The sequence below is a fragment of the Allobosea psychrotolerans genome (assembly GCF_002917105.1).
GTDB classification, from domain to species: domain Bacteria; phylum Pseudomonadota; class Alphaproteobacteria; order Rhizobiales; family Beijerinckiaceae; genus Allobosea; species Allobosea psychrotolerans.
This window is the reverse complement of the sequence record NZ_PQFZ01000003.1, coordinates 114,928-139,032: the sequence shown is the minus strand read 5'-3', so window position 1 is coordinate 139,032 and position 24,105 is coordinate 114,928. Positions and strand designations below refer to the sequence as shown.

The window sequence follows — 24,105 nt, the reverse complement described above, 5'->3', positions numbered from 1 at the left end:
CGCGGCGACGCCGAGGGCAGGATGCAAAAAGTGGGTACCGGCGTTTTGCGCCCTGCCCGGGCGCGGGTCAGAGCAGGATGCAACAACGTGGAAACCGGCTTTTTGCGTCGATCCTGCTCTAACTCCTTGATGAGACCCTTCAGTGCAGCGTCAATACGCCGTTGACGTTGATGATTTCGGCCGGACGGATCAGGCGCGAATGCGCGACTGTGACCGAATGAAGCGGGCCTTCGAGCTCCCGCTTCCAGAAATCGAGAAAGTCGTGCAGCTGCGGGAAACGCGGGGCGAGATCATATTGTTGCCAGATATAGGTCTGCAGCAATTTCGGGTGATCGGGCATGCGGTAGAGGATCGTCGCCGTCGTCAATCCGTATCCCGCCAACTGCCGGATGAAGTCCGCTGAAGCCATTGCCATCTCCCTTCGCCACGTCACGATGAAAGTTGAGCCGGTTAGATATAGGGTGCGCCGGCATGGTTAACAAAAGCTTGCAAGCCTCCTGCCAAGCTTCTGCAGTCAGGCTTGCATCCAGCCATGCCCGGGAATCGTTGCATCCAGTGCTGGAGTGGGACTGGCGGCGCGTTAGCGGGTGCTGGGGGGGGGGGCGGCTGACAATGCACCGGCGACAGACCTGAGGAGGCCCATGCCACGCTGGCCACATTCTAGCCGGGCTGACGCATTCTATGACTCGAGCGCGGATTTGATGTCGGTCCTGGCGAAATCATCGCCGATGAACAGCAGCGGGCAATTGTGCTGCTTGGCGACGGCATAGGCAAAACAGTCGCCGAAATTCAGCCCGGCCGGGTGGACGCCCCTCCCCCATATCCCATGCGCCGCGGCCGCGTGCCGCGCCTCCGCCGGTGTCACATCGATGACCGCGAAGCCGAAGCGACCGACCAAATAGGCCATCGCCTCATCCAGCCCTCGCTTGCTCGCGACGATCAGTGCTTCGGTCAATGTTCCAGCGGAGATGATGACCTCGTCCTCGCGCTCCAGGGCCGCCATGCAGTCGTTAGCCTGCGGTTCTTCGAGGAGGATCGCCATCAGCGCGGAGGTGTCGACCGCGATCACTTCGGCAAGCCGTCCTCGTCATAGAGGAAATCCTGGCTGCGGGCCGCGTCCGGCCCCGGCAATATCTTGCCGCGTGCCATCTCTTGGGCCGTCTCGATCACCCGCCGCCGTTCCGCGCGGTCGATGACTGGCTTGACCGGAACCAGCCGGACGGCTGCCTGACCATGGCGGGTCAGAACCACCTCCTCGCCAGCCTCCGCGCGGCGGACGAGATCGGTCAATTGCCCTTTGGCCTCGCTCACGGAGATGTTCATCGGCAAGCCTTGTCCTGCAACGCAGTCCAAATAATTTGGACCAATACATGGTCCAAATCAAGCCATCCCCTATTCAACCAGCGCCCGCAGCGCCTCCGGGGTATCGACGTCGAGCGCGATCGCCGGATCGTCCAGCGGCACCTCGGCGACAGCGTCTCCGGCCTCGTCGAGCAGACGCCTGGCGCCCTGATCACCGGTCAAACGCGTCACCGCCGGAAACAGCGCCCGGGCGAGCAGCACGGGATTACCCCGCTGGCCAAGCAGTGTTGGCACCACCGCGAGCGCATCCGGCCTGTCGGCGAAGACTTCGGCCAGTCTATCGATCACCTGCGCGGTCACATTGGGCATGTCGCCGAGCGAAACCACGACGCCTGGCGCCGAAGCCGGCAATGCGGCAAGCCCCGCCTTCACAGAACTGGCAAGGCCGCCGGCGAAATCGGGATTATGGACGAGGCGAATATCGAGATCGGCCAGCGCGGCCGCAACCTCCTTCTGCTGATGCCCCGTCACCACCAGGACAGGCCCGGCCTTTGAGGCCAGTTGCGCTTCGACGGCATGGCGCACCAGCGGCTTCCCGCGCACAACCTGCAGCAGCTTGTTGGCCTCGCCCATCCGGGTCGAGCGGCCGGCGGCGAGCACGATGCCGGCGACCGGCGCGGCCTGCGCATGGCCCGGCGCGCGCGGCTGCGGGCGCGAGACGATCTCCATCAGAAGGCCGCCGACGCCCATCGCCTGAATATCGGCCTTGCGGACGGGAATGCCGGCGAGGCAGCGCTGCAGCACCCAGTCGAAACCGTTCTCCTTGGGCGAACGGGCGCAGCCGGGCGCGCCGATTACCGGCTTGCCGCCGAGCTCGCCGATCAGCAGCAGATTGCCGGGATCGACCGGCATGCCGAGATGCTCGATCCGCCCACCGGCCGCGAGCAGCGCCTGCGGGATCACGTCGCGCCGGTCGGTGATGGCCGAGGCCCCGAAGACGACGACGATGTCGGCCGGCCCCGCAGCCGTCTTCGCAAGCGCCTGCGCCAATGGCGTAACTTCATGCGGCACGCGCCTGTCAGCCGACAGGCTTGCGCCGGCCGGCGTGAGCCGGTCAACCATGATCCGCAGGGTCTTCTCGATAACCGAGGGCTTGAGGCCGGGCAGGAGTGTCGAGATCACCTCGACCGAGACCGGCCGATAGGCTGCCACCGAGATCGGCGCGCCCGAGACGGCCGCCAGCGCCTCGTCGACCAGGCTCCCGGCAAGGCCATAGGGGATGATCTTGACCGTGCCGACCATCTCGCCCGCGACGACAGGCTTCATCGCCGGCAAGGTCGCGGCTGTGACCGCCTCGTCGATCCGGTTGAAGCGGTCGATCGCCGCAATATCGATCGTCAGCACCCCTGCTGTGGTCGCGAAGAGATTGACGCGGCCGGTGAAGGGGTTCTCGGTGACGATGCCCTGCCCCGCCAACGCGGCGGCCAGCTTCGCCGCCGCTGCATTCTCGTCGATATCGCCTGGCTCCAGCCTGACGGCGACGATCTCGGTCAGCCCGACGGCGGCAAGCCTGCCTGCATCCTCCGTGCTGATCGTCGCGCCCTTCCTGATGATGACGTCGCCGGCCCGGACCGTGTGCGCGGCGATGCAGCCTGCGACCTCAGTGATGGCGACGGGTCCGAATTTCATCTGGTTTGTGGCTCAGGCCGGTTTGCGGCGGGGGCCGCGCAAGCTGCTGACGATTTCGGCCAGGATCGCGAGCGCGATCTCGGCGGGCGACACCGCGCCGATGTCGAGCCCGATCGGCGCGTGGATGCGCCCGGTCGCGGTCTCATCGAAGCCCGCAGCCGCCAACCGCTCTATGCGCCGCGCGTGCGTCTTCCGGCTGCCGAGCGCGCCGATATAGAAGCAATCGGACCGCAGGGCGGCCTCAAGCCCGGGATCGTCGATCTTGGGATCGTGCGTCAGCGCAACGAAGGCCGTGTAGCCGTCGAGCCCGATCGTCGCGATCGCCTCGTCCGGCCATTCCGTCAGCAGGCGCACGCCGGGAAAGCGCTCGGATGTGGCGAACGCGGTGCGCGGATCGATGATCACGAGGTCGAGATCGAGCAACTTCGCCATCGGCGCCATCGCCTGCGAGACATGGACGGCGCCGGTGATGACGATGCGCGGATGCGGCGCCTGCACGGTCAGGAAATACTGCGCGCCCTCGACCTCGACCATGGCGCTCTTTGCCATGCGCAACTGCTTGTCGAGCACCTCCGCCAGAGGATCGGTGGCGATCTCGCTCGCCTTGACCAGCCGCTGTGCACCGCTTTCGATCGTGGTGACAAGCACACTCGCACGCCGCGCCGTGCGTTCGGCATTGAGCGCAGACAGGATCGAAAGCTCCATCGCTTCAGCCCTTATCGGTCGCGAGCTTCAGCCCAAGTCCGATCATCATCGAGCCGCCGAGCCAGCGCCCCAAAGCAAATCCGGCCCGTGTCTGCTTCATCGTCCTGACCACGGCGGACGCCCCCAGGACCGTGGCTAAATCGGCCGAGGAAAAGGCGAAATTGACGACCGTGCCGAGGATCAGGAACTGCGCCCAGACCGGCAGGGAGCCGGCCGGATCGACGAATTGCGGCAGGAGCGCAATGAAGAACAGCGCAACCTTGGGGTTCAGTACCTCGACGATGAAGCTGTCGATCAAGGCGCGCCTGGCCGTCTTGGCTGGCGTCAGGGGAGCGTTGCCCTGGGCCAGCTTGGCGCGGATCATGCCGATGCCGAGCCAGACGAGATAGAATGCGCCCGCAAGCTTCACCGCGACATAGAGCTCAGGTACATGCCTGAACACCGCCGACAGGCCGAAGGCGGCGGCAAAGACATGCAGATAGCAGCCAAGATGGATGCCGAGCATCGCCATGAGGCCGGCGCGGCGGCCATGCGCAATCGTCTGCGCCGCCGTATAGAGCAGCGCCGGCCCCGGGAAATAGGCGACCAGGATGGTCAGCGTCGCGAAGGCGACAAGGGTTTCCCAGGAAGCCATCAGTTCGCCTTCTCGGCTGCAATCCGCTCGACATAGACCCGAATCCGCCCGCCGCAGGAGAGCCCGACCTTCCAGGCGGTCTCGTCGGCAACGCCGAATTCGAGCGTGCGGGCTTTTCCATCGCCGATGACCTCGGCCGCCTCCTCCACGACCGCGCCCTCGACGCAACCGCCCGAGACCGAACCCTGGAAATTGCCCGCGTCATCGATGACGAGATGCGAGCCGACCGGGCGCGGGGCCGAGCCCCAGGTCTCGATCACGGTGGCGAGCGCGACGCCTCGGCCCGACCTGGCCCAGGCTTCGGCGAGGCTGAGGATGTCCGTGTCGGTGCTGATCATGGGATGACCTTCGATCTCGCTATGGCTTCAGACGCTTCCCGCCATAGCAAGCATGGCGAAGCAAACCGAAGGCTGGCGCGCGAGACGCCGGATTGCTTCGCTACGCTCGCGATGACGGCGTGGCGGCTTGAAGATCTTCATCGATATCATGCCTCACCCGGCCTTCTTCAACCACTGGCGCGGATCGCTCTTCCGGTCTGCATCCGGCGACAGTGCCGCACAGAGATCGGCCATCGCTGCGAGATTATGGATCGGTCGGAAACTGTCGACATGGGGCAGCATCGCGCGGATGCCGCTGGCGCGCGCCTCGAAGGCCTCGAAGCGCAGCAGCGGGTTGAGCCAGACGAGCTGGCGGCAGGAACGGTGCAGGCGGTCCATCTCGAAGGAGAGCTCCCCATCGAGATGCCGCTCCAGCCCGTCGGTGAACAGCAGAACAACCGCCCCGCCCGCCAGAACCCGGCGCGACCAGATCCGGTTGAACGTATGCAGCGCCGTCGAGATGCGCGTGCCGCCTTCCCAGTCGGGCGCGGCGCGTCCCGCCAGGGCCAGCGCATCGTCGGGGTCGCGGGCGCGCAAGCTGCGCGTGACATTGGTCAGCCTTGTACCGAAAACGAAGGAATGCACACGCTGGCGCTTCTCGGTGAGCGCATGCAGGAAATGCAGGAAGATGCGCGAATACTCCGCCATCGAGCCCGAGATATCGACCAGCGCAACGACCGGCGGATGCACCTCGGCACGCTCGCGGAACGCCAGATCGATCGAACCGCCGCCGCCCCGCAGAGAGCGGCGAAAGGTCCGGCGCGGGTCGATGCGCGCGCCCTGATGGGCAGCCTGGAAACGCCGCGTCGGCACCCTGTCGTCAGGCAGGCTCAAGCCCGCTATCAACTGTTTGGCCCGCGCGATCTCGGCTGCGCTCATCTGGGCGAAATCGCGCGATTTCAACGTCTCGCGATCGGAAACCGTCATCTGCGCGCTGAGTTCGGTCAGCTCCCGCGGCGGCTCGTCATCCTCTCGCTTGGGCGGCGCGAAGGCCTCCGCCACCCGCAGCGCGCCGGCCTCCTCCTTCTGCGGCGTGCTGTCACCGCCAGGCGAAACCGGCGACATCTGCGCCATCAGTTTCTCGATCAGCGCCCGCCTGCGCCAGAACAGCCGGAAGGCCTGATCGTAAACGACGCTGTCCTCGTGCTTCTTCACGAAGATCGCATGCAGCGCCCAATAGACGTCGTCGCGCTCGCCGAGCGCCCCTTCTGCCAGCGCCTCGACCGCCTCGACCACCGCGCCGGGGCCGACGGGCACACCGGCGATGCGCAGCGCTCGAGCAAAATAGGCGACGTTTTCGGGGAGTTTTCCGGTCATGAGTGAGCCGCGACCGTCATGCTTGGGCTCGTCCCGAGCATCCACGTCTTCGCTCTCAGCGGAATCAACGTCGCAAGGCGTGGATGGCCGGTACGATGGCGATCATGACGGAGAGTGTCGCTACTCACTCCTGCATCTCGGTCATGAACACCTTCTGCACGACCTGCCATTTGCTATCGACCTTCAGGAAGGACAGCAGATCGGTGAAATAGCGCGGCGGCATCTGGCATTTCACCTTCACAAGCGCCAGCGTCGGCCCGACCAGATCGATGGTCAGGATATGGTCGCCGCGCGCCAGGCCAGCGGCTTTCGGAGAGGGCCGGCTGCGCACCAACTCCAACCACTGGTCGCGCGGCAGAATCTTGATCGCGCCGTCCTCCTGCGCCGAAGTCAGTGCGCTGGTCGGGTGAAAGACATGGGAGAGCTTGTCGACATCGCCCTCATAAAGCCCGTTGAGATAGGTCCAGGTCGCCGCCTCGATCGCCTTGAGATCATTGTACATGGTGTCGCTCCTCTTCCGTCATGGTGGGGCTTGTCCCAGCCATCCACGCCTTGCGACGTGTCGGCCAGGTTGAACGAAGACGTGGACGGTCGACGCAAGGCCGACCCTGACGGCTGAGCCCCAACCTAGCCCCGCGCTTCCGCCTTCACCTGATCCAGCAGCTCCTTCACCTTCGAGCCTTGCATCGCCTGGATATCGTCCTGGTATTTCAGCAGCGCGCCCAGCGTGTCCGAGACCAGCGCGGGATCGAGTGCGACTGCGTCGAGCTCCACCAAAGCGCTCGCCCAGTCCAGCGTCTCGGCGACGCCGGGCGCCTTGAACAGTTCCTCCTTGCGGATCGCCTGCACGAAGGAGACGACCTGCTTCGCCAGCTTGGCGGGAGCGCCTGGCGCGCGCGCCTTGAGGATGGCGAGTTCGCGGACGGCATCGGGGTAGCCGACCCAGTGATAGAGGCAGCGCCGCTTCAACGCGTCATGGATCTCGCGGGTGCGGTTCGAGGTCAGGATCACGATCGGCGGCTCAGCGGCCTTGATCGTGCCGAGCTCGGGAATCGTCACCTGCGAATCCGCCAGAACTTCGAGCAGGAAGGCTTCGAAAGCCTCGTCGGTGCGGTCGAGTTCATCGATCAGCAGGATCGGCGCGCCACCCTCCTGCGGCTCCAGCGCCTGCAAGAGCGGACGCTTGACCAGGTATTTCTCCGAAAAGATATCGGCCTCGAGTCGGTCACGATCGCCGCTCGCACCGCCAGCTTCGGCGAGCCGGATCGCCATCATCTGGCCGGCATAGTTCCATTCATAGACGGCCGAGGCGAGGTCGAGCCCCTCATAGCATTGCAGTCGGATCAGCTTGCGCCCCAGCGCGGCCGAGAGCACTTTCGCGATCTCGGTCTTGCCGGTGCCGGCCTCGCCTTCCAGCAGCAGCGGCCGCTTCATCCTGAGCGCCAGGAACAGCACGGTCGCAAGAGAGCGGTCAGCGACATAGCCTTGCGCTTGAAGGAGGGACAGCGTCGCGTCGATGGAGACAGGAAGAGCGGTGGGCATGACAACTCGCGTCATGCTCGGGCTTGCCCCGAGCATTTCTTGGGAATGAACCACCAGCTAGGCTTGGCCGGGCCGCCCGGGTCAAGCCCGGGCATGACGCGGCAGGCTTGCGCGCAGCGCCCTACTTCCCCGTCGCCCGCGCCACGGCTTCCTTCGCCATCACGCCGATCAGATGCGCCCGGTATTCGGCATCGGCATGCATGTCGGCATTGATGCCCTTGGCCGAGGCCTTGAGGCCATCGAGCGATTTGGCGGCAAAGCGCGTCTTCAGCGCCGCCTCCGCCTCCGGCCAGCGGAAGACGCCCCCCTCGCCCGCGCCGGTGACCGCGACGCGGACATCGGAGCCGCGCTTGGCGACGAAGACGCCGACCAGCGCATAGCGCGAGGCCGGATTGCGGAATTTCGCATAGGCCGCCTTGGAAGCCAGCGGGAAGACGATCTTGGTGATGATCTCGCCCTCCTCCAGCGCGGTCTCGTAAAGGCCCGTGAAGAACTCGTCCGCTCCGACCTTGCGCTTGTTGGTGACGATCGTCGCCCCCAGTGCGAGGCAGGCTGCAGGATAATCCGCCGCGGGGTCATTATTGGCGACCGAGCCGCCGATCGTGCCGCGATTGCGCACATGCGGGTCACCGATATGCGAGGCGAGATAGGCCAGGCCCGGAATGGCCTCCTGCACGACCGGCGAGGCCGCGACCTCGGCATGGGTCGTCATCGCGCCGATCACGACAGTGCGACCCTTGCGCTCGATGCCCTTGAGATCGGCGCAGCCGCCGAGATCGACAAGTGCACCCGGCGAAGCGAGACGCTGCTTCATCGTCGGCAGCAGCGTGTGCCCGCCGGCGAGCAATTTGGCGTCCTCCTTCTTGGCGAGGAGACCGGCAGCCTGGCGCGCCGTGGCCGGGCGATGGAAGGTGAAGGCGTACATGGGCATGATCCCTTTCGAAACGTCGCAGGCGCTGGACAAGCGAACGACGGCCACATGCCGTCATCCGCCTTCTCGATGCTTACTCGGCAGCCATTCTCTTGAGGCTCTTCTGCGCCGCGCGCCAGACCGCCTGGGGCGTCGCCGGCATGGCGATGTCCTCATGGCCGAGCGCGTCGGTGATGGCGTTGATCACGGCAGGTGGAGCGGCGATGGCCCCGGCCTCGCCGCAGCCCTTGATGCCGAGCGGATTGGACGGGCATGGCGTCACTGTCATGCCGACATCGAAGGATGGCAGATCGCCGGCGCGGGGCATGCAGTAATCCATGAAGCTCGCGGTCACGAGCTGCCCATCACTGTTGTACTTCGCCCCTTCCAGCAGCGCTTGTCCGACCCCCTGGGCAATGCCGCCATGGACCTGCCCCTCGACGATCATCGGATTGATGACATTGCCGAAATCGTCCACCGCCGCCCAGCGCTCGATATGGGTCACGCCGGTGGCGGGGTCGATCTCGAGCTCGCAGATATGGACGCCGGCCGGGAAGGTGAAGTTGGTCGGGTCGTAGAACGCGCCCTCCTTCAGCCCGGGCTCGAGGTCCTGCCCGTTGAACTTGTGCGCGACATAGGCCTGTAGCGCGCAGGAACCAAAATCGAGCGCCTTGTCCGTGCCCTTCACCTTGAAGTGCCCATCCGCGAAATCGATGTCGGCCTCGTCCGCTTCCAGCACATAGGCCGCGACCTTCTTGCCCTTGGCGATGACCTTGTCGACCGCCCTGAAGATCGCCGACATGCCGACCGCGCCGGAGCGCGAGCCATAGGTGCCCATGCCCATCTGCACCTTGTCAGTGTCGCCATGGACGATCGAGACGTTCTCGATCGGGATGCCGAGCCTGTCCGAAACGAGCTGGGCGAAGGTCGTCTCATGGCCCTGGCCATGGCTGTGAGAGCCGGTCAAAACCTCGACGGTACCGATCGGATTGACCCTGACCTCCGCCGATTCCCACAGGCCGACGCCTGCACCCAGCGACCCCACCGCGGCCGACGGCGCAATGCCGCAAGCCTCGATATAGGAGGAAAAGCCGATGCCGCGCAGCTTGCCGTTGCGGGCGGAGTCGCGCTTGCGCTTGCCGACGCCCTTGTAATCGATGATCTCCAGCGCCTTCTTCATCGCCGCGCCGTAATTGCCGGCATCATACATCATGATCACCGGCGTCTGGTGCGGGAATTTCTTGATGTAGTTCTGCATCCGGAATTTCGCCGGATCCTTGCCGAGTTCGCGCGCCGCGACTTCGACCAGGCGCTCAACCACGAAGGTCGCCTCCGGCCGCCCCGCCCCGCGATAGGCGTCGACGGGCGCCGTGTTGGTATAGACCGCGTCGACCTCGGCATAGATCGCCGGGATGTCGTAGGAGCCCGAGAGCAGCGGCGCATAGAGATAGGTCGGCACCGAAGAGGAGAAAGTCGAGAGATAAGCGCCGAGATTGGCCGTGGTCTTGACCCTGAGGCCGGTGATCTTGCCCTCGGCGTCAGTCGCGAGCTCGGCATGGGTGACGTGGTCGCGGCCATGCGCGTCGGAGAGGAAGGCCTCGGAACGGTCGGAGGTCCATTTCACCGGCCGGCCGACCTTCTTGGCCACCCAGACGCAGACCGTCTCCTCGGCATAGATGAAGATTTTCGAGCCGAAGCCGCCGCCGACATCGGGCGCGATCACGCGAAGCTTGTTCTCGGGCGCGATGCCGATGAAGGCCGAGAGGACGAGGCGCGCAACATGCGGGTTCTGGCTCGTGGTGTAGAGCGTGAACGCCCCCTCGCCCTGATCGTAGTCGCCGACGGCCGCGCGCGGCTCCATCGGGTTGGGCACCAGTCGGTTGTTGACGATGTCGAGCTTCGTCACATGCTTGGCCGCCTTGAAGGCCTTCTCCGTCTCGTCCTTGTTGCCGAGATGCCAGTTGAACACCGTGTTGTCGGGCGCCTCCGCATGCACCACGGTCTTGGCCTTGGCGGCGCTTGCGGTGTCGACCACCGCCGGCAGCACGCTGTAGTCGACGACGATCGCCTCCGAAGCGTCGCGTGCCTGCGCCAGCGTCTCGGCGACGATCACGCAGACATGGTCGCCGACATAGCGGACCTTGCCCTGGGCCAGGGCCGGATGCGCGCCGGCGCGCATCGGCGAGCCGTCCTTGTTGTGAATCATCCAGCCGCAGATCAGCCCGCCGACCTTATCGGCCGTGAGATCGTCGCCTGTGAAGATTCCAAGCACGCCGGGCATCTTGGCCGCGGCCTTGGTGTCGATCGTGTTGATGGTCGCGTGGGCGTGAGGCGAGCGCAGGAAATAGGCGTGAGCCTGGCCGGGACGGTTGATGTCGTCGGTATAACGGCCCTGGCCGGTGATGAAGCGGTGGTCTTCCTTGCGGCGGACTGAGGCGCCGATTCCCGTGGCTGACATGCTGTTCCCTCCTCGCAGCGCGCCTCTGGCGGGCACGTCATGGCATGAGAAAAAACCCGCGCGGGATGGCGCGGGCGAAACGCCTTACTCTGCGGCCTGGCGGGCCGGCTTCGCCTTGCCGCCCATGGCCTCGGCTCCGGCTGCGATCGCCTTGACGATGTTGTGGTAGCCGGTGCAGCGGCAGATATTGCCGTCGAGGTCCTCGCGGATCGTCTGCTCGTCGAGCGCATGGCCACGCCGGTTCACGATATCGACGGCTGCCATGATCATGCCTGGCGTGCAAAAGCCGCACTGAAGCCCGTGATGCTCGCGGAATGCCTCCTGCATCGGATGCAGCGAGCCGTCGACCGCCAGCCCCTCGATCGTCGTCACGGAGGCGCCCTCGAGCGACAGCGCCAGCGTCGTACAGGACTTGATCGCCTTGCCGTCGACATGGACGACGCAGGCACCGCACTGGCTGGTGTCGCAGCCGACATGCGTGCCCGTCAGGCGCAGGTTCTCGCGCAGGAACTGGACGAGCAAGGTACGGGGATCGATTGTGCCGGTGACGGCTTTGCCGTTCACCGTCATCGAAACGGTGGCCATGGGGCATTCCTCCTGTGACCCGGGTCTGGCGCCCGGCTAAGACATCTCGAAGCCGTAGCGTATTCTCCCCTCGCGCGACCGCGATCGACGAAGGGCAGCTTTTCCTTGGAATAGCTCGAAACCGAATGTGGACCCGCGTTTTTGCGCGGTCAAGCCAGGGACCTCCGGACAAGCCACGCTGTTTTGTACCGTTTCGCGCTGATTCATCGCGTTCGACTGGATCTCGACCAGAATTTGAGAAACCGCGTGCGCATGTCGCATTGCCGGAATTTTAACCGGGGCCACTCACCGTGAGCCAGCTCGTTGGAGCGCTTTTGCCGGCGGCGCGAGGGCCAATCTTGACATCGATTTCCGAACAGGTCGCACGCCGCCTGCATTCGACGGGCTACGGCGAGCAAAAGCGCACCGCGCTGCGGGGCTATCGCAAGCACGTCGATCTCGTCATCGAAGACATCGTCGCCAAGGCCTTCACCTACGGTCGCCAGATCCATCCCGGGCTGAAAGACAACATCACGCCGCTGAACGAGAACCTCTATGAGATCACGGGGCAGCATTTCAGGTTGATCTTTGAAGGTGATTTCGACGAGCGCTACCACAAGTCCATGGAGCGCGTGTGCGTGCTGGAGCGCGCCGTCAAGGTCGGCACCCGTTCCCGCGTGGCGATCGCGGGGGCACTTTTCAGGGCAATCGCGACGAAGCCGCGCCTGGCCTCTCTGTTGTCGCCGAGGCGTTTCGCGAGAGATATGGAGATCATCGAGAACGTCCTGGTCATGGACATCAATACCGCGATCACCCTGGATCATGCCCTCGAGGCTGCGGAGGCGAGGCATCGCCGCGACGCGCTCGACACCGCCGCACATATGTTGAAATCACGGATCGGCACGCTCGATTCGACGATCAGCGGCGCAGTCGAGCAGTTCGTCGGCGCCACGGACGAGACCACGAGCGCGACAGCGTTCATTCGGACGCAGGTCCTTGATGTCACGCGTGCCGCCGAAATGATGAGAGACCGCGCCCGCCAGACGGCAGCCGCAACCGAAGAGATGTCGGCCAATATCGGCGAGATCGGCCATCGCGCCCGTCAAAGCGTCGCCATCGCCACCCGCGCCGTCGACGACGCGCAGGCGATGAACCACGCGATTACGCAATTGCGTGAATCGACCGCCAGCATCGGCTCGGTTCTCGGCCTGATCGCAGACATCGCCGCGCAGACCAATCTGCTCGCTCTCAACGCCACGATCGAGGCCGCCCGAGCGGGGGAAGCCGGGCGCGGTTTCGCCGTCGTTGCCTCGGAGGTGAAGTCGCTGGCTACCCAGACAGCCAATGCGACGCGGGAGATCTCTCGCCAGATTACCGAGTTCTCGGCAAACGCCTCCGCGTGCGGCCAGCATGCCGCCTCGATCAGCTCGACGATCGGCGAAATCCGGGGCGATTCCGAGGCAATATCCGACTCGGTCGCCCAACAGAGCCTCGTCACCTCGGGCATAGCGCGCGACGCCTCGGATGTGGCCGGCTGTTCGGACGATGCGATCGCCAGCGCCCAGGCCGTCAGCGACAGCCTGGAGACGACGACGAAGGCGATCGAACGCGCCACCTTCGTCGCTTCGCAGATCGCACTTCAAGTCGGCGCGGCGGAAGCCACCGTCGGCGAGGCGCTGACGGCGCTGAAGCAGGTGTCCTGACGCGCTCAGCCTTCGCCGACCGCCTTGAGACGGAAGAACACGCTCAACCTTCGCTGACCGCTTTGGCGAAATTGGCGAAAAACTCGTCGGCAAGCTTCTTCGAAACCGAATCGATCAACCTGGCGCCGAGCTGCATCAGCTTGCCGCCGACCTGCGCCTCGACGTCGTAGCGCAGCAGCGTCTGCCCGCCCTCGGCGTCGCTGAGCGCGACCTTTGCGCCACCCTTGGCGAAGCCGGCGATGCCGCCTTCGCCCTCGCCCTGGATGCGATAGCCATTGGGCGCGTCGAGGTCGACGAGCTCAACCTTGCCTCGGAAGGTCGCCTTCACCGGCCCAAGCTTGACCTTCACGATTGCCGAGAAATGGGTGTCGTCGTCCTTGGTCAGTTGATCGCAGCCGGGAATGCAGGCCTTGAGCACCTCGGCATCGTTCAGCTTGGCCCAGACCACATCCTTGGCAGCCGGCAAGGTGACCTCGCCATTCATCGTCATCGCCATGCCGCTACTCCCTCATTCCAAGATCAAGCCGATCCCGCCGCTGTTGCAGCCGACCATGCCTCGGGTCTATCCAAGGCACGGATCGGCTATCCATGAGCGGAAAGCCCCTCGCTGCACAAGGGGACAAAAGTGAACAGCGCCCAAGGAAAGTCCGCCGCGCCCCGGTCCGTGGACAGATGAGCGGCGCTCTCGGCCTGTTCGGCGAGTTGTTCGCCGATGCGCAGATGGCAACGCTGCTCGACGACCGCGCGGCGCTGCAGGGCATGCTCGACTTCGAGGCTGCGCTTGCGCGTGCGGAAGCCACCGCCGGTGTCATACCCGCGGAGGCTGCAGAAGCGATCGCCGCGCAATGCAAGGCGGAGCTCTACGACATCGCCGCCATCGGCAAGGCAGCGACGCTGGCCGGCAACCCTGCGATCCCACTCGTCAAGGCGCTGACGGCCCGTGTCGCGGCGAACGATGCAGATGCCGCGAAATGGGTCCATTACGGCGCCACCAGCCAGGATGTGATCGATTCCGGCCATGCTCAGCAATATGGTGCTGCGTGGCGGCTGCTCCTGGAACGGGCCGCCCGTCTTGCGAGCGCCCTGGCCGAGCTGACGAGGCGCCATCGTCACACGCCGATGATCGGCCGCACGTTCCTGCAGCACGCCGTGCCCATCTCCTTCGGCATCAAGGCGGCGAACTGGCTCGGCCCCGTCGTCTCCTTCCATGACGACTTTTTGACCTATGGCCAGTCCGCGCATCAACTGGGCGGAGCGGCAGGCACGCTGGCCTCGCTCGGCGAGCACGCCGAAGCCGTCCTTCAGGCCTTCGGCAGGACGATGCCCTCCATCGGCGCCGTCGACACGCCCTGGCACACCCAACGCCAGCGCCCGGCGCGGATCGCCGCCGGTCTCGGCATCTTCATGGGCCATCTCGGCAAGATGGCGCAGGACATCGCACTGATGGCGCAAACCGAGATCGGGGAATTGGCCGAACCGGAAGCCCCCGGCAAGGGCGGTTCCTCCGCCATGCCGCATAAACGCAACCCGGTGCTGTGCACGCTGATCCTCGCCTCGGCCAAGCGCACGCCCGGCCTCGTCTCGACCATGCTCGCCACCATGCCGCAGGAGCACGAGCGCGCCATGGGCGGCTGGCACGCCGAATGGCGCACGATGGGGGAACTCTTCACCATTGCCGGCTCCGCCCTGAACCAGATGGTGACGCTGATCGAAGGGCTTCAGGTCTTCCCCGAGCGGATGCGGCAGAATCTCGAGCTCACCAATGGCCTGGTGATGGCCGAGCGCGTATCGCTCGCGCTCGCAGCCACGATCGGCAGGGGCGAGTCGCATCATCTGCTCGAGGAGGCCAGTCGCATCTGCATCGCCAGCGGCCGCCACCTCAAGGAGGTACTCGCCGAGAGCCCTGCCCTCGCCGGCAAGCTGGCGCCCGGCGAAATCGACAAGCTCTTCGACCCGACGACCTATCGCGGCGCGACCGATGCGATCATCGACCGCATCCTCGCCCTCTACGAAGAGGAGCGGGAGTCCATGGTTTCCGATGGTTGAGCTCTCCGCCGAGGACCGCAGCATCGCCTCAGGCGCGCAAGGTGAAGGCGCCGCCATGGCGCTGCGCATCGTTGCGGAGGCCGCCCGCCTGATGGGAGCGCCGAGGCTGATCCAGATCGCCTCCGCCCATATCGACGGCGCGCTCTATCATGGCGATTCCGGCACGCTCTTCGCCGAAAGGCTGGTCGCGGGCGGCGCCAGGGTCGCGGTGCGCGCCACCTTGAATGTCGGCGCGCTCGCACCCGCCGGCTGCGCCGCGATCCGCCTGCCCGCGCATGAGCGCGACATGGCGGGGCGGATGATGCGCGCGTATGAGGCGATGGGCTGCGAGCCCTCTTGGACCTGCGCGCCCTATCAGGCGGGGCACCGTCCGGCCATGGGCACGGATGTCGCCTGGGGCGAGTCCAACGCCGTCGTCTTCTGCAATTCCGTGCTCGGCGCGCGCACCAACCGCTATGGCGATTTCCTCGACATCGCCTGCGCGATCGCTGGCTGCGCGCCCGATTACGGCCTGCATCGGCCGGAGAACCGCATCGCCTCCCTGCTGATCGATGTCAGCGGCCTGTCACGGGCCCTACGCAGCTCGGATGTGTTTTATCCGGTGCTGGGGACCTATCTTGGCCGCGCCGCTGGCAATGCCGTCGCGGTCATCGAGGGCTTGCAAGGCTGCACCAGTGAGGACAGGCTGAAGGCGCTGGGCGCTGCCGCAGCCTCAGCCGGCGGCGTCGGGCTGTTCCATGTCGCAGGCGTGACGCCGGAAGCGCCCGATGCCGCAACCGCGCTCGGGCATGTCCCGCCGCGCGAGCATCTCATTTTGACCCCACAGGAGCTGCAGGCGGCGCTGGCGCGGCTGTCGACCGCCGGTGCGACGCAGCGAATCGACGCGGTCGCGATCGGCTCGCCGCATCTCTCCCTGGCCGAGATCGCGGAAGTCGAGCGGCTGCTCGCCGGCCGCAGGCTTGCCACGCCGCTCTATGCCAATACCGGCCGCCATGTGGTGGGACCGCTCGCCGCCAATGGCCGCCGAGCCGCGCTGGAAGCGGCGGGCGTGGTCTTCGTGGTCGATACCTGCGTCGTCGTCACGCCGATCCTGCCCGAAATCGAGGGGGCGGTGCTGATGACCAATTCCGGCAAATTCGCGCATTATGCGCCGGGCAATACCGGCTATGCCGTGACCTATGGTTCGCTCTGCGAATGCGTCGAGAGCGCCGTCGCGGGCCGCCTCGTCAGGGAGGCCCAGATATGGAGCTGACGGCTGAGGTTCTGATCCCGGGCGAAGCGGTCTTGGCGCCTTGCCTGGCGCTCACCGCCCCGATCAGTTTCTGGGGCGGCGTTGATCCCAAATCCGGCCTGATTATCGACGCGCGCCATCCGCAGCGCGGCGCGAGCATCGCCGGCACTGTGCTGGCGTTGCCGGGCACGATCGGCTCCTCCTCGGCTTCGGCCGTGTTGCTGGAACTCGTCCATGCCGGCAAGGCCCCGGCCGCGATCCTGATGGACGCGCCCGACGCCATCCTGCTGCTCGGCATCATCGTCGCGCGCGAAATGGGCTGGCAAGCGCCGCCGGCGCTCCGGCTTCCTGCCGAGCGGCAGCAGGCTTTGGCCGGCCGGCGGCTGACGCTGTCCGCCGGTGGCGCTATCACCATCAACTGACGACACGCAACTGACAGCACAAGAGAAACGCCATGCCGATCGAGACCATCAGAGGCGAACCCTTCAACATCAGGATCGACGGCCCCGCCGACGCGCCCGCGCTGCTGCTCTCGAACTCGCTCGGCACCAATCTCTCGATGTGGGATCCGCAGATCCCGGAATGGTCGAAGGCTTTCCGCGTCGTACGCTATGATTCACGCGGTCACGGCCAATCGACCGCGGCCGACAAACCCTATTCGATCGCCATGCTCGGCGAGGACGCGCTGGCGATCCTCGATCATCTCGGCATCGCAAAGGCACATTGGTGCGGCCTCTCCAAGGGCGGCATGGTCGGCCAATGGCTCGCGACCCATGCCGGCAAGCGCCTCGACCGGGTGGTGCTGGCCAATACCGGCGCCCGCATGGGCCCGCCCGATCTCTGGAACACCCGCATCAAATCCGTGCGCGCCAACGGCATGGCAGGACTGATCCAGCCGATACTGGAGCGCTGGTTCAGCCAGGAGTTCCGCGAGCGCGACAACGCGACCGTGGCCAAGGTCAGCGAGATGCTCAGCACCACCCCGCCGCTCGGTTACGCCAATTGCTGCGCCGCGATCCGCGACATGGATCAGCGCGAGCCGATCCGCGCGATCACCAATCCGGTGCTCGTCGTCATCGGCAAGGTCGACCCCGCGACGCCGCCTGCCGCCGGGCAGCTGATCGCCGATTCCATCCATGGCGCACAGACGGTCGAGCTCGATGCCGCCCATCTCTCCAATCTTGAGCAGCCCGCCGCCTTCACCAAGGCCGTGCTCGACTTCCTGCAAGCTTGAGGGTTCTCCGCATGGATGAAAAGACCCGTTACGACAACGGCATGAAGACCCGCCGGGCCGTCCTGAGCGACGCCTATGTCGACAAGGCCAGCGCCGGCGTCACCGCCTTCAACGGCGAATGGCAGGAGTTTATCACCCGCACCGCTTGGAACGACATCTGGAACCGGCCCGGCCTGGTGCGCCGGGAGCGCTCGATCATCGTGCTCTCGATCGCCTGTGCGCTCGGCGCCTGGGGCGAATTCCGCATCCATGTCCGTGGGGCGCTCAATAACGGCATGACGAGGGACGAGATCAAGGAGGTGCTGATGCAGGCGGCGATCTATGCAGGCGTGCCTGCCGCCAACCACGCCTTCAAGGAAGCGGCAAGCGTCTTCGCCGAGATCGAGGCGGAAGCCAACAAGCCCTGAAGCGTCAGCAAGCTCTGAAGCCTCAAACGGTCTCGAAGCGCCGATCGCGATAGATCAGGCCGGCGCCCTGCCCCGTGCCGCCCAGCGCCAAGACCTCGCCGATGACGATGCGATGCGTCGCAACCTCCCGGATCGCGATGAGCCGGCAATCGAAGGCGGCGAGCGCCTGCTCCAGCACGGGCGCACCACTCGCCAGCCTGCCCCAGCGCGCCGAGGCGAAACGCGCCTCGCCCTCAATGCCGCGACGCCCGGCAAAGATTTCGGCCAAATCGGCAGAGCCCCCCGGCAATGTGTTGATGCAGAAGACGCCATTGGCCGCAATCGCAGCCAGAGTCCGGCTGTTGCTCTCGATGCAGACCAGCACGGTCGGCGGCGCGTCCGAGACCGAGGCAACGGCGGTCGCGGTCAGGCCGGCCCGGCCGTTTTGACCCGCCGTCGTGACGATATGGGTCGGGCTCGCCAGCCGCGCCATGGCGTCACGGAAAGCCTGCCCGTCGGCCGCCGGCGTCAGGCGCGGCGCCGCCTCAGCGATCTTGGTCATTCGCCCAGCCTGCTTGCATGAACTCTTGCTTGCATGAACCCTTGCCCGTTGATGTAGGCGCACGCACCCGCGAAAGCCAGTTCGCGGAGCGACACACCGGCTCGTTCGATCATGAACCGTCTTGATGAAGACAACGTGTTCGAGATCCTCGAAATGGCGATCACAGAACAGGCAGTCGCCGCTGTTGTCGAGCGCAGTGGCGGAGGCGAGCGCCTCCGCCATGGCGAGCGAGTGAGTTCGATGCGGCCTCGGCAATAAGATTAGATATATCAGGCGCGTTCAAGCTGGGCCCGCACTGCTCCGCCCGGATGCCCTCAATCCCGCCCCAACGCGCCGAGCAGGCCACGGCGGAAGTGCAGCATCAGCGCGTCGCTCGCGATCATCGCGGCAGCTGGATCGGCCGTCGCGATCGCCTGCGCGAAGGCGACATGCAGAAGCGCGGAGGGCACGAGGTCGTCCTGACGCTCGAAATGATACCAGGCGCGCCGCATCAGCGCCTGCAGCGGCTCGACGGCGCGCGTCGCATAGGGGCTGCGCGCGGCAGCCGCCACCATGCCGTTGAGTTCCGTATCGATGCGCATGAAGGCGTTGACGTCGCCGGCCTCGGCCGCCGCGCGCATCGCCTTGGCCTGCTCGATGATGAGAATGCGTTCGCGCGGGCTCGCCCGTTTAGCGGCATCGCCCGCGATCAATCGCTCCAGGACCTCGCGCGCATCGAGCGCCGCCATCACATCGATGGCGTTGATGTCGGCTACGGCGACACCCTTGCGCGGCAGGATCTCGACCAGCCCCTGCTGCGCCAGCCGGATCAGCGCCTCGCGCACTGGCGTGCGCCCGACGCCGACGAGATCGATCAATTGCGCCTCGGTCAGCACCGCGCCGGGACGCAGTGACAGCGTCACGATCGCTTCCTCGAGCCGGCGATAGGCTGTCTCGGACAGGCTGGGCGCCGCCGGGGGCGGAAGCGAGGCGTGCGCCTCCTCATCCACTCGGGCTTCGGAAAGCGGGCGCAGATTCATGCGCGCTCCAGCAGCCGGCAAGACTGGATTGACGTGCGACCGATCATTGATATATCACCTATGCCGCATAGAGCCGAAGCTCGCCTGTTTGCAATCTGCAAGCGAAACGGGCCGGCGCGCAAGGAGCTTTGTGCCATGAGCCATTGGATCGGCGTTCTGCCAGCGGTGACGACGAAATTCACGAGCGAGGACCATCTCGACATCGCCGAGATGGAGCGCTGCTTTCTTCTCCAGATCGAGGCCGGCGTGCACGGCCTGATCGTCTGCGGCTCGCTCGGCGAGGCCTCGACGCTGGACCCCGCCGAGAAGATCGAGGTCCTGAAGACCGCCTTGCGCGTCGCCGGCGGCAAGGTGCCGGTGTTGCTGACGGTCTCGCAGGGCTCGACCAGGGCTTCCTGCAACCTGGCGGAAGCCGGCGCCAAGGCCGGCGCGGCCGGCTTCATGGTGCTGCCCGGCATCCCCTATAAATCCGAACCGCATGAGACCGCAGCGCATTACCGGACCGTCGCCAGGGCCGGCGGCCTGCCGGTGATGATCTACAACAATCCGCCCGCCTATGGCGTCGACATCCCGCCAGCCATGCTGGCGGAGCTGGCCGATGAGCCGCTCTTCACAGCCATCAAGGAATCCTCCGACGACATCCGCCGCATCAGCGAGATCAAGTCGCTTTGCGGCGATCGTTTCAAGCTGCTGACCGGCGTCGACAACCTCGCCCTGGAAAGCCTGGCAATGGGCGCCGATGGCTGGGTCGCGGGGCTGGTCGTGGCCTATCCGCGCGAGACCGTCGCGATCTACGAACTTGCCAAGGCCGGTCGCATGAACGAGGCGATCGCGATCTATCGCTGGTTCCGCCCGCTGCTCGACCTCGACGTCTCGGCGAGACTCGTCCAGAACATCAAGCTGGTCGAGGCGCTGGTGATTGGCTCCAATGACCGCTGCCGCGCTCCGCGTCAGGCGCTGCAGGGCTCCGAACGTGCCCGCCTCACGGCGATCGTCAGGGCAGCCGAAGCCACACGTCCGACGCTGCCGAGTTTCTAAAAGACCCGAGTTTCTAAAAGACCGGAGACGCCATGGCCTTCGCCTGCACCCTCCCCGCCATCCCGACGCTCCAGCAGGATGACGAGGCGATCCGGATCACGCGCTGGGATTTCGAGCCCGGCGCCGTGACCGGCTGGCATACGCATGGCTGGCCCTATTTCGTGGTGATGCTGGTCGCGGGCACGCTGCGCATCCATGACGGCAAGACGGAAACCGACGTGCCGCTGGCGCAGGGCCAGGCCTATATGCGCCCGGCCGGCGTCCAGCACGACGTCATGAACGGCTCCGCCCACCCGATCGCCTTCGTCGAGATCGAGGTGAAGCAGCCTGGCGCTCTGAAGGAGTTGTCGCTGTCATGAAGGCCCTGTCGTGAAGATCGCCGTCGTCGGCGCCGGCGTCGTCGGCTGCGCCATCGCGCATGCCCTGCTCGACGAGGGCCACGAGGTCCTGATCCTCGACAAGGAAGGCCCCGCCTTCGGCCCCTCGCGCGGCAATGCCGGCTGGATGGCCCATACCGACATCCTGCCGATCGCCAGCCCCAAGAACCTGCGGCAGGTGCCGAAATTCCTGCTCGACCCGCTCGGGCCGCTCTCGATCCGCCCGGCCTATTTTCCCAGGCTCCTGCCCTGGCTCGTCCGCTTCGTACTGGCGGCGCGGCCCGATGCCTATGAGCGTTCGATCCAGGGGCTCGCCGCCCTGCAGCGACTCGCCTTGCCGGCCTGGCTGGCGCGGGCCGAGAGCCTGAGCCTCAGCCACCACATCCATCGCCAGGGCGGGCTGTATGTCTTCACCGACAAGGCGGCCTTCGACGAAGCCGGCCATGTCGCCGGGCGGCAGGCGGAGCTCGGCATCAAGGTCGAGATGATCGGCCCCGAGGAGCTCAGCCAGTTCGAGCCGGCGCTGAAGCGGCGCTTCGTCGGCGCCACCTTCCATCCCGACACCGCCCATATCGGCGATCCCCTGCAACTGACGCTGGCCCTGTTCGAGGCGGCGCTCGCGCGCGGCGCGGTCTTCGAGAAGGTCGAGGTCGGCAACATCTCGATGGGCGAGCGCCCGTCCCTGATCGGCCCCGACGGCTGGCAGCGCGTCGTCGATCGCGCGGTGATCGCGGCAGGCGCCTGGTCGAAGCCGCTGGCGGCGGCGCTCGGCGATGCTGTCCCGCTCGACACCGAACGCGGCTACAATGTCAGCTTTCCCGGCGTCACCGGCCTGACCTCGCGCCCGGTCGGTTTCGAGGGCCATGGCTTCGTCATGACGCCGTTGGAGAGCGGCCTGCGAATCGGCGGCGCGGTCGAGTTCGGCGGGCTGAAGGCAGCGCCAAACCACGCCCGGACACGCAGCCTCTATGACAAGGCAGCGAGCCTGGTCGACGGTTTGCCGCCCTTCGAGAGCGGCACGCTCTGGATGGGCTTCCGCCCCTCGCTGCCGGATTCACTGCCCGTGATCGGCGAGGCCAGCCGCAATCGCCACGTCATCTACGCCTTCGGCCACGGCCACTACGGCATGACGCAATCGACCGCGACAGCGGGCCTTGTCGCCGCGTCGATCGCCGGCCGCAAGCCCGCGATCGATCTCGCCCCCTTCAGTCCGCGCCGGTTCTGAAGGCGATGACGGCGGGCCCGATCTTCGGCACCGAGATGATGGCGGGCGCGAAAGCCGCGTTCGCTCTCGCGGTCGAGCGCAACTGCCCGGAATCTGAATCAAGCCCTGAGCCGACGAGGCCAAGGCCATGATTCGAATCCTGTTTCTAGCCAGCTTCGCCTGCCTTGGCGGCTGCGCCAGCCTCGCCCCGCCTGCCTGTTCGTCGGGCCAGCAAGCGATGCTTGTCGCCGAACTGCTGTTCGGCCGCAATATCGGCGACAGGCTCGGCGTCAGCGAGGCCGCCTTCGGGCGCTTCCTCGACGAGGAGGTGACGCCGCGCTTCCCCGACGGGCTGACGATCCTGGCCGGGCAAGGGCAGTATCGCGATACGACGCGCGACGTCCTGGTGCGCGAGCAGGCAAAGCTCCTCGTCATCGCCCTGAAGGACGAACCCGAGGGGCGCGCCAAGCTCGCGGCCATCGCCGAAGCCTATAAGCAGCGTTTCAACCAGCAATCGGTCGGCACGATCCTGCGGCCGGCCTGCATATCCTTCTGAGTGGATGCCATGACGACCCACACCTTCTTCTGCGTCGACGGCCATACCTGCGGCAACCCTGTACGCCTCGTCGCCGGCGGCGGCCCTGCCCTGAAGGGCGACACTATGGTCGAGAAGCGCGCCCATTTCCTGGCGGAATTCGATTGGATCCGCACCGGGCTGATGTTCGAACCACGCGGCCACGACATGATGTCGGGCGCAATCCTCTACCCGCCGACGCGCGAGGACGCCGACATCGCCTTCCTCTTCATCGAGACCTCGGGCTGCCTGCCGATGTGCGGCCATGGCACCATCGGCACCGTGACCATGGCGCTGGAGCGCGGGCTGGTGACGCCGCGCCAGGAGGGCGTGCTGAAGATCGACACGCCCGCCGGCCTGGTCACCGCGACCTATGTCCGCAACGGACCCTATGTCGACAGCGTCCGCATCACCAACATCGCCTCCTATCTGCACGCGACCGACCTCTCCGCCGAGGTCGAGGGGCTGGGCGAGGTCAAGGTCGATGTCGCCTATGGCGGCAATTTCTACGCGATCGTCGATCCGCAGGCCGCGATCCGCGACATCGCTGAGGTGAACCCCTCCGATCTGCTGCGCTGGAGCCCGAAGCTGCGCGCTGCCCTCAACGCGAAGTACCAGTTCGTCCACCCCGAGAACCCGGCGATCAACGGCCTCTCCCACATCCTCTGGACCGGCGCGCCGACGAAGCCCGAGGCGCATGCTCGCAACGCCGTATTCTATGGCGACAAGGCGCTCGACCGCTCGCCCTGCGGCACCGGCACCTCCTCGCGCATGGCGCAATGGGCAGCGCAGGGAAAGCTCAAGGTCGGCGAGGACTTCGTCCATGAGAGCATCATCGGCACGCTCTTCCGCGGCCGGGTCGAGGCGTCGGCGAAGGTCGGGCCCCATGACGCGATCATCCCTTCGATCGAGGGCTGGGCCCGGATGACCGGTTACAACACCATCTTCATCGACGACCGCGACCCGCTGGCGCATGGTTTCCAGCTCGCCGATCGCGCCTGAGGCGATAAGACTGCCCAAGAGCATCACGCGAAAAACCGGGCACCGGTTTTTCGCGTGAGCAATCCTCTCAACTCTGGGAATCGATCCTGTCTTTCGCATTCGGACGGAAGCGTCCGAATGCGACGCGACCCTACGTCAGTCGGTGCGACCGCGCTCCGTTGGCAGCTGATTGGGCGCAGAAAGATCATCCTAGACGGTTTTTCGCCCCCATATTCACAGCCCACCGGCCCC

Annotated in this window: 27 protein-coding genes; 11 read left to right on the top strand and 16 right to left on the bottom strand. The window is 66.0% G+C overall.

What is annotated here, in order from left to right:
- Positions 1 to 139: 139 nt before the first annotated feature.
- From CYD53_RS06270 to CYD53_RS06210, 13 genes are all read right to left on the bottom strand, one after another.
- Positions 140 to 409, bottom strand: coding sequence for an usg protein (locus CYD53_RS06270; protein WP_069692269.1), 270 nt, complete (start codon positions 407 to 409; stop codon positions 140 to 142).
- Between the two features lie 270 nt (positions 410 to 679).
- Positions 680 to 1,069: a type II toxin-antitoxin system VapC family toxin gene (locus tag CYD53_RS06265; RefSeq protein ID WP_103717262.1), complete on the bottom strand. Its 390-nt coding sequence runs from the start codon at positions 1,067 to 1,069 to the stop codon at positions 680 to 682.
- Positions 1,066 to 1,323, bottom strand: a complete 258-nt coding sequence (locus CYD53_RS06260; protein ID WP_103717261.1) for a type II toxin-antitoxin system Phd/YefM family antitoxin — start codon at positions 1,321 to 1,323, stop codon at positions 1,066 to 1,068. Before CYD53_RS06260 ends, CYD53_RS06265 begins: the two co-directional genes overlap by 4 nt.
- Before the next feature lie 69 nt (positions 1,324 to 1,392).
- Positions 1,393 to 2,991, bottom strand: a complete 1,599-nt coding sequence (locus CYD53_RS06255) for an NTP transferase domain-containing protein (RefSeq protein WP_103717260.1) — start codon at positions 2,989 to 2,991, stop codon at positions 1,393 to 1,395.
- Between the two features lie 12 nt (positions 2,992 to 3,003).
- Complete coding sequence (locus CYD53_RS06250; protein WP_103717259.1) at positions 3,004 to 3,696, bottom strand: XdhC family protein; 693 nt, start codon at positions 3,694 to 3,696, stop codon at positions 3,004 to 3,006.
- A 4-nt stretch (positions 3,697 to 3,700) separates the two neighbouring features.
- On the bottom strand, positions 3,701 to 4,330 hold the full coding sequence (locus CYD53_RS06245; RefSeq protein ID WP_103717258.1) for a LysE family translocator: 630 nt from the start codon (positions 4,328 to 4,330) through the stop codon (positions 3,701 to 3,703).
- Positions 4,330 to 4,668 (bottom strand): XdhC family protein, encoded by a 339-nt coding sequence (locus tag CYD53_RS06240; RefSeq protein ID WP_103717257.1) that lies wholly within the window; start codon positions 4,666 to 4,668, stop codon positions 4,330 to 4,332. The genes CYD53_RS06245 and CYD53_RS06240 overlap by 1 nt, the downstream gene beginning before the upstream one ends.
- Before the next feature lie 153 nt (positions 4,669 to 4,821).
- A complete protein-coding gene (locus CYD53_RS06235; protein ID WP_103717256.1) occupies positions 4,822 to 6,024 on the bottom strand; it encodes a vWA domain-containing protein in 1,203 nt (400 codons plus the stop codon).
- A 124-nt stretch (positions 6,025 to 6,148) separates the two neighbouring features.
- Positions 6,149 to 6,526, bottom strand: a complete 378-nt coding sequence (locus CYD53_RS06230; protein ID WP_103717255.1) for a nuclear transport factor 2 family protein — start codon at positions 6,524 to 6,526, stop codon at positions 6,149 to 6,151.
- Between the two features lie 125 nt (positions 6,527 to 6,651).
- The gene (locus tag CYD53_RS06225; RefSeq protein WP_103717254.1) at positions 6,652 to 7,566 is read right to left on the bottom strand and encodes an AAA family ATPase; all 915 of its coding nucleotides are present in this window, start codon (positions 7,564 to 7,566) and stop codon (positions 6,652 to 6,654) included.
- Positions 7,567 to 7,687: 121 nt separating this feature from the next.
- Entirely contained in the window at positions 7,688 to 8,491 is an 804-nt protein-coding gene (locus CYD53_RS06220; RefSeq protein WP_103717253.1) for an FAD binding domain-containing protein, read from the bottom strand.
- A gap of 79 nt (positions 8,492 to 8,570) precedes the next feature.
- On the bottom strand, positions 8,571 to 10,934 hold the full coding sequence (locus tag CYD53_RS06215; RefSeq protein ID WP_103717252.1) for a xanthine dehydrogenase family protein molybdopterin-binding subunit: 2,364 nt from the start codon (positions 10,932 to 10,934) through the stop codon (positions 8,571 to 8,573).
- Positions 10,935 to 11,018: 84 nt separating this feature from the next.
- Entirely contained in the window at positions 11,019 to 11,519 is a 501-nt protein-coding gene (locus tag CYD53_RS06210) for a (2Fe-2S)-binding protein (RefSeq protein WP_103717251.1), read from the bottom strand.
- Positions 11,520 to 11,857: 338 nt separating this feature from the next.
- Between CYD53_RS06210 and CYD53_RS30850 the strand changes: the two genes are divergently transcribed.
- The gene (locus CYD53_RS30850) at positions 11,858 to 13,201 is read left to right on the top strand and encodes a methyl-accepting chemotaxis protein (protein ID WP_146055828.1); all 1,344 of its coding nucleotides are present in this window, start codon (positions 11,858 to 11,860) and stop codon (positions 13,199 to 13,201) included.
- A gap of 43 nt (positions 13,202 to 13,244) precedes the next feature.
- Here the strand turns inward: CYD53_RS30850 and CYD53_RS06200 are convergent, their stop codons facing one another.
- Complete coding sequence (locus CYD53_RS06200; protein WP_103717250.1) at positions 13,245 to 13,697, bottom strand: CoxG family protein; 453 nt, start codon at positions 13,695 to 13,697, stop codon at positions 13,245 to 13,247.
- 176 nt (positions 13,698 to 13,873) lie between these two features.
- Here CYD53_RS06200 and pcaB point away from each other — a divergent pair, with 176 nt between their 5' ends.
- The 5 genes from pcaB to pcaC are packed head-to-tail and all read left to right on the top strand — an operon-like array spanning position 13,874 to position 18,119.
- The gene (pcaB, locus tag CYD53_RS06195) at positions 13,874 to 15,247 is read left to right on the top strand and encodes a 3-carboxy-cis,cis-muconate cycloisomerase (protein ID WP_103717249.1); all 1,374 of its coding nucleotides are present in this window, start codon (positions 13,874 to 13,876) and stop codon (positions 15,245 to 15,247) included.
- Positions 15,240 to 16,499, top strand: coding sequence for an aconitase X (locus CYD53_RS06190; protein WP_103717248.1), 1,260 nt, complete (start codon positions 15,240 to 15,242; stop codon positions 16,497 to 16,499). Before pcaB ends, CYD53_RS06190 begins: the two co-directional genes overlap by 8 nt.
- Complete coding sequence (locus CYD53_RS06185) at positions 16,490 to 16,900, top strand: aconitase X swivel domain-containing protein (RefSeq protein ID WP_103717247.1); 411 nt, start codon at positions 16,490 to 16,492, stop codon at positions 16,898 to 16,900. The genes CYD53_RS06190 and CYD53_RS06185 overlap by 10 nt, the downstream gene beginning before the upstream one ends.
- A 32-nt stretch (positions 16,901 to 16,932) precedes the next feature.
- Positions 16,933 to 17,712: a 3-oxoadipate enol-lactonase gene (gene pcaD, locus CYD53_RS06180; RefSeq protein WP_103717246.1), complete on the top strand. Its 780-nt coding sequence runs from the start codon at positions 16,933 to 16,935 to the stop codon at positions 17,710 to 17,712.
- Between the two features lie 11 nt (positions 17,713 to 17,723).
- Positions 17,724 to 18,119, top strand: coding sequence for a 4-carboxymuconolactone decarboxylase (pcaC, locus tag CYD53_RS06175; protein ID WP_092173673.1), 396 nt, complete (start codon positions 17,724 to 17,726; stop codon positions 18,117 to 18,119).
- 22 nt (positions 18,120 to 18,141) lie between these two features.
- Here pcaC and CYD53_RS06170 read toward each other — a convergent pair whose 3' ends face one another.
- The gene (locus CYD53_RS06170; RefSeq protein WP_103717245.1) at positions 18,142 to 18,660 is read right to left on the bottom strand and encodes a flavin reductase family protein; all 519 of its coding nucleotides are present in this window, start codon (positions 18,658 to 18,660) and stop codon (positions 18,142 to 18,144) included.
- Positions 18,661 to 18,974: 314 nt separating this feature from the next.
- Positions 18,975 to 19,679, bottom strand: a complete 705-nt coding sequence (locus CYD53_RS06165; protein WP_103717244.1) for a GntR family transcriptional regulator — start codon at positions 19,677 to 19,679, stop codon at positions 18,975 to 18,977.
- Positions 19,680 to 19,814: 135 nt separating this feature from the next.
- Between CYD53_RS06165 and CYD53_RS06160 the strand changes: the two genes are divergently transcribed.
- The 5 genes from CYD53_RS06160 (at position 19,815) to CYD53_RS06140 (ending at position 23,874) form a co-directional block, all read left to right on the top strand.
- Positions 19,815 to 20,717 (top strand): dihydrodipicolinate synthase family protein, encoded by a 903-nt coding sequence (locus CYD53_RS06160; protein WP_103717243.1) that lies wholly within the window; start codon positions 19,815 to 19,817, stop codon positions 20,715 to 20,717.
- Between the two features lie 32 nt (positions 20,718 to 20,749).
- Entirely contained in the window at positions 20,750 to 21,076 is a 327-nt protein-coding gene (locus CYD53_RS06155; RefSeq protein ID WP_103717242.1) for a cupin domain-containing protein, read from the top strand.
- A gap of 10 nt (positions 21,077 to 21,086) precedes the next feature.
- Positions 21,087 to 22,319, top strand: a complete 1,233-nt coding sequence (locus CYD53_RS06150; protein WP_103717241.1) for an NAD(P)/FAD-dependent oxidoreductase — start codon at positions 21,087 to 21,089, stop codon at positions 22,317 to 22,319.
- Positions 22,320 to 22,446: 127 nt separating this feature from the next.
- Entirely contained in the window at positions 22,447 to 22,854 is a 408-nt protein-coding gene (locus CYD53_RS06145; RefSeq protein WP_103717240.1) for a DUF3574 domain-containing protein, read from the top strand.
- A 9-nt stretch (positions 22,855 to 22,863) separates the two neighbouring features.
- On the top strand, positions 22,864 to 23,874 hold the full coding sequence (locus CYD53_RS06140) for a 4-hydroxyproline epimerase (RefSeq protein ID WP_103717544.1): 1,011 nt from the start codon (positions 22,864 to 22,866) through the stop codon (positions 23,872 to 23,874).
- Positions 23,875 to 24,105 lie beyond the last annotated feature (231 nt).

What these genes read in the sequence shown, in the direction of transcription:
- CYD53_RS06245 (WP_103717258.1), bottom strand. Translation starts at nt 4,330, where the DNA reads ATGGCTTCCTGGGAAACCCTTGTCGCCTTCGCGACGCTGACCATCCTG.
- pcaB (WP_103717249.1), top strand. Translation starts at nt 13,874, where the DNA reads ATGAGCGGCGCTCTCGGCCTGTTCGGCGAGTTGTTCGCCGATGCGCAG.
- CYD53_RS06260 (WP_103717261.1), bottom strand. Translation starts at nt 1,323, where the DNA reads ATGAACATCTCCGTGAGCGAGGCCAAAGGGCAATTGACCGATCTCGTC.
- CYD53_RS06170 (WP_103717245.1), bottom strand. Translation starts at nt 18,660, where the DNA reads ATGACCAAGATCGCTGAGGCGGCGCCGCGCCTGACGCCGGCGGCCGAC.
- pcaD (WP_103717246.1), top strand. Translation starts at nt 16,933, where the DNA reads ATGCCGATCGAGACCATCAGAGGCGAACCCTTCAACATCAGGATCGAC.
- CYD53_RS06235 (WP_103717256.1), bottom strand. Translation starts at nt 6,024, where the DNA reads ATGACCGGAAAACTCCCCGAAAACGTCGCCTATTTTGCTCGAGCGCTG.
- CYD53_RS06200 (WP_103717250.1), bottom strand. Translation starts at nt 13,697, where the DNA reads ATGGCGATGACGATGAATGGCGAGGTCACCTTGCCGGCTGCCAAGGAT.
- CYD53_RS06155 (WP_103717242.1), top strand. Translation starts at nt 20,750, where the DNA reads ATGGCCTTCGCCTGCACCCTCCCCGCCATCCCGACGCTCCAGCAGGAT.
- CYD53_RS06250 (WP_103717259.1), bottom strand. Translation starts at nt 3,696, where the DNA reads ATGGAGCTTTCGATCCTGTCTGCGCTCAATGCCGAACGCACGGCGCGG.
- CYD53_RS06210 (WP_103717251.1), bottom strand. Translation starts at nt 11,519, where the DNA reads ATGGCCACCGTTTCGATGACGGTGAACGGCAAAGCCGTCACCGGCACA.
- CYD53_RS06190 (WP_103717248.1), top strand. Translation starts at nt 15,240, where the DNA reads ATGGTTGAGCTCTCCGCCGAGGACCGCAGCATCGCCTCAGGCGCGCAA.
- CYD53_RS06220 (WP_103717253.1), bottom strand. Translation starts at nt 8,491, where the DNA reads ATGTACGCCTTCACCTTCCATCGCCCGGCCACGGCGCGCCAGGCTGCC.
- CYD53_RS06165 (WP_103717244.1), bottom strand. Translation starts at nt 19,679, where the DNA reads ATGAATCTGCGCCCGCTTTCCGAAGCCCGAGTGGATGAGGAGGCGCAC.
- CYD53_RS06145 (WP_103717240.1), top strand. Translation starts at nt 22,447, where the DNA reads ATGATTCGAATCCTGTTTCTAGCCAGCTTCGCCTGCCTTGGCGGCTGC.
- CYD53_RS06240 (WP_103717257.1), bottom strand. Translation starts at nt 4,668, where the DNA reads ATGATCAGCACCGACACGGACATCCTCAGCCTCGCCGAAGCCTGGGCC.
- CYD53_RS06160 (WP_103717243.1), top strand. Translation starts at nt 19,815, where the DNA reads ATGAGCCATTGGATCGGCGTTCTGCCAGCGGTGACGACGAAATTCACG.
- CYD53_RS06270 (WP_069692269.1), bottom strand. Translation starts at nt 409, where the DNA reads ATGGCTTCAGCGGACTTCATCCGGCAGTTGGCGGGATACGGATTGACG.
- pcaC (WP_092173673.1), top strand. Translation starts at nt 17,724, where the DNA reads ATGGATGAAAAGACCCGTTACGACAACGGCATGAAGACCCGCCGGGCC.
- CYD53_RS06255 (WP_103717260.1), bottom strand. Translation starts at nt 2,991, where the DNA reads ATGAAATTCGGACCCGTCGCCATCACTGAGGTCGCAGGCTGCATCGCC.
- CYD53_RS06185 (WP_103717247.1), top strand. Translation starts at nt 16,490, where the DNA reads ATGGAGCTGACGGCTGAGGTTCTGATCCCGGGCGAAGCGGTCTTGGCG.
- CYD53_RS06140 (WP_103717544.1), top strand. Translation starts at nt 22,864, where the DNA reads ATGACGACCCACACCTTCTTCTGCGTCGACGGCCATACCTGCGGCAAC.
- CYD53_RS06230 (WP_103717255.1), bottom strand. Translation starts at nt 6,526, where the DNA reads ATGTACAATGATCTCAAGGCGATCGAGGCGGCGACCTGGACCTATCTC.
- CYD53_RS06225 (WP_103717254.1), bottom strand. Translation starts at nt 7,566, where the DNA reads ATGCCCACCGCTCTTCCTGTCTCCATCGACGCGACGCTGTCCCTCCTT.
- CYD53_RS06215 (WP_103717252.1), bottom strand. Translation starts at nt 10,934, where the DNA reads ATGTCAGCCACGGGAATCGGCGCCTCAGTCCGCCGCAAGGAAGACCAC.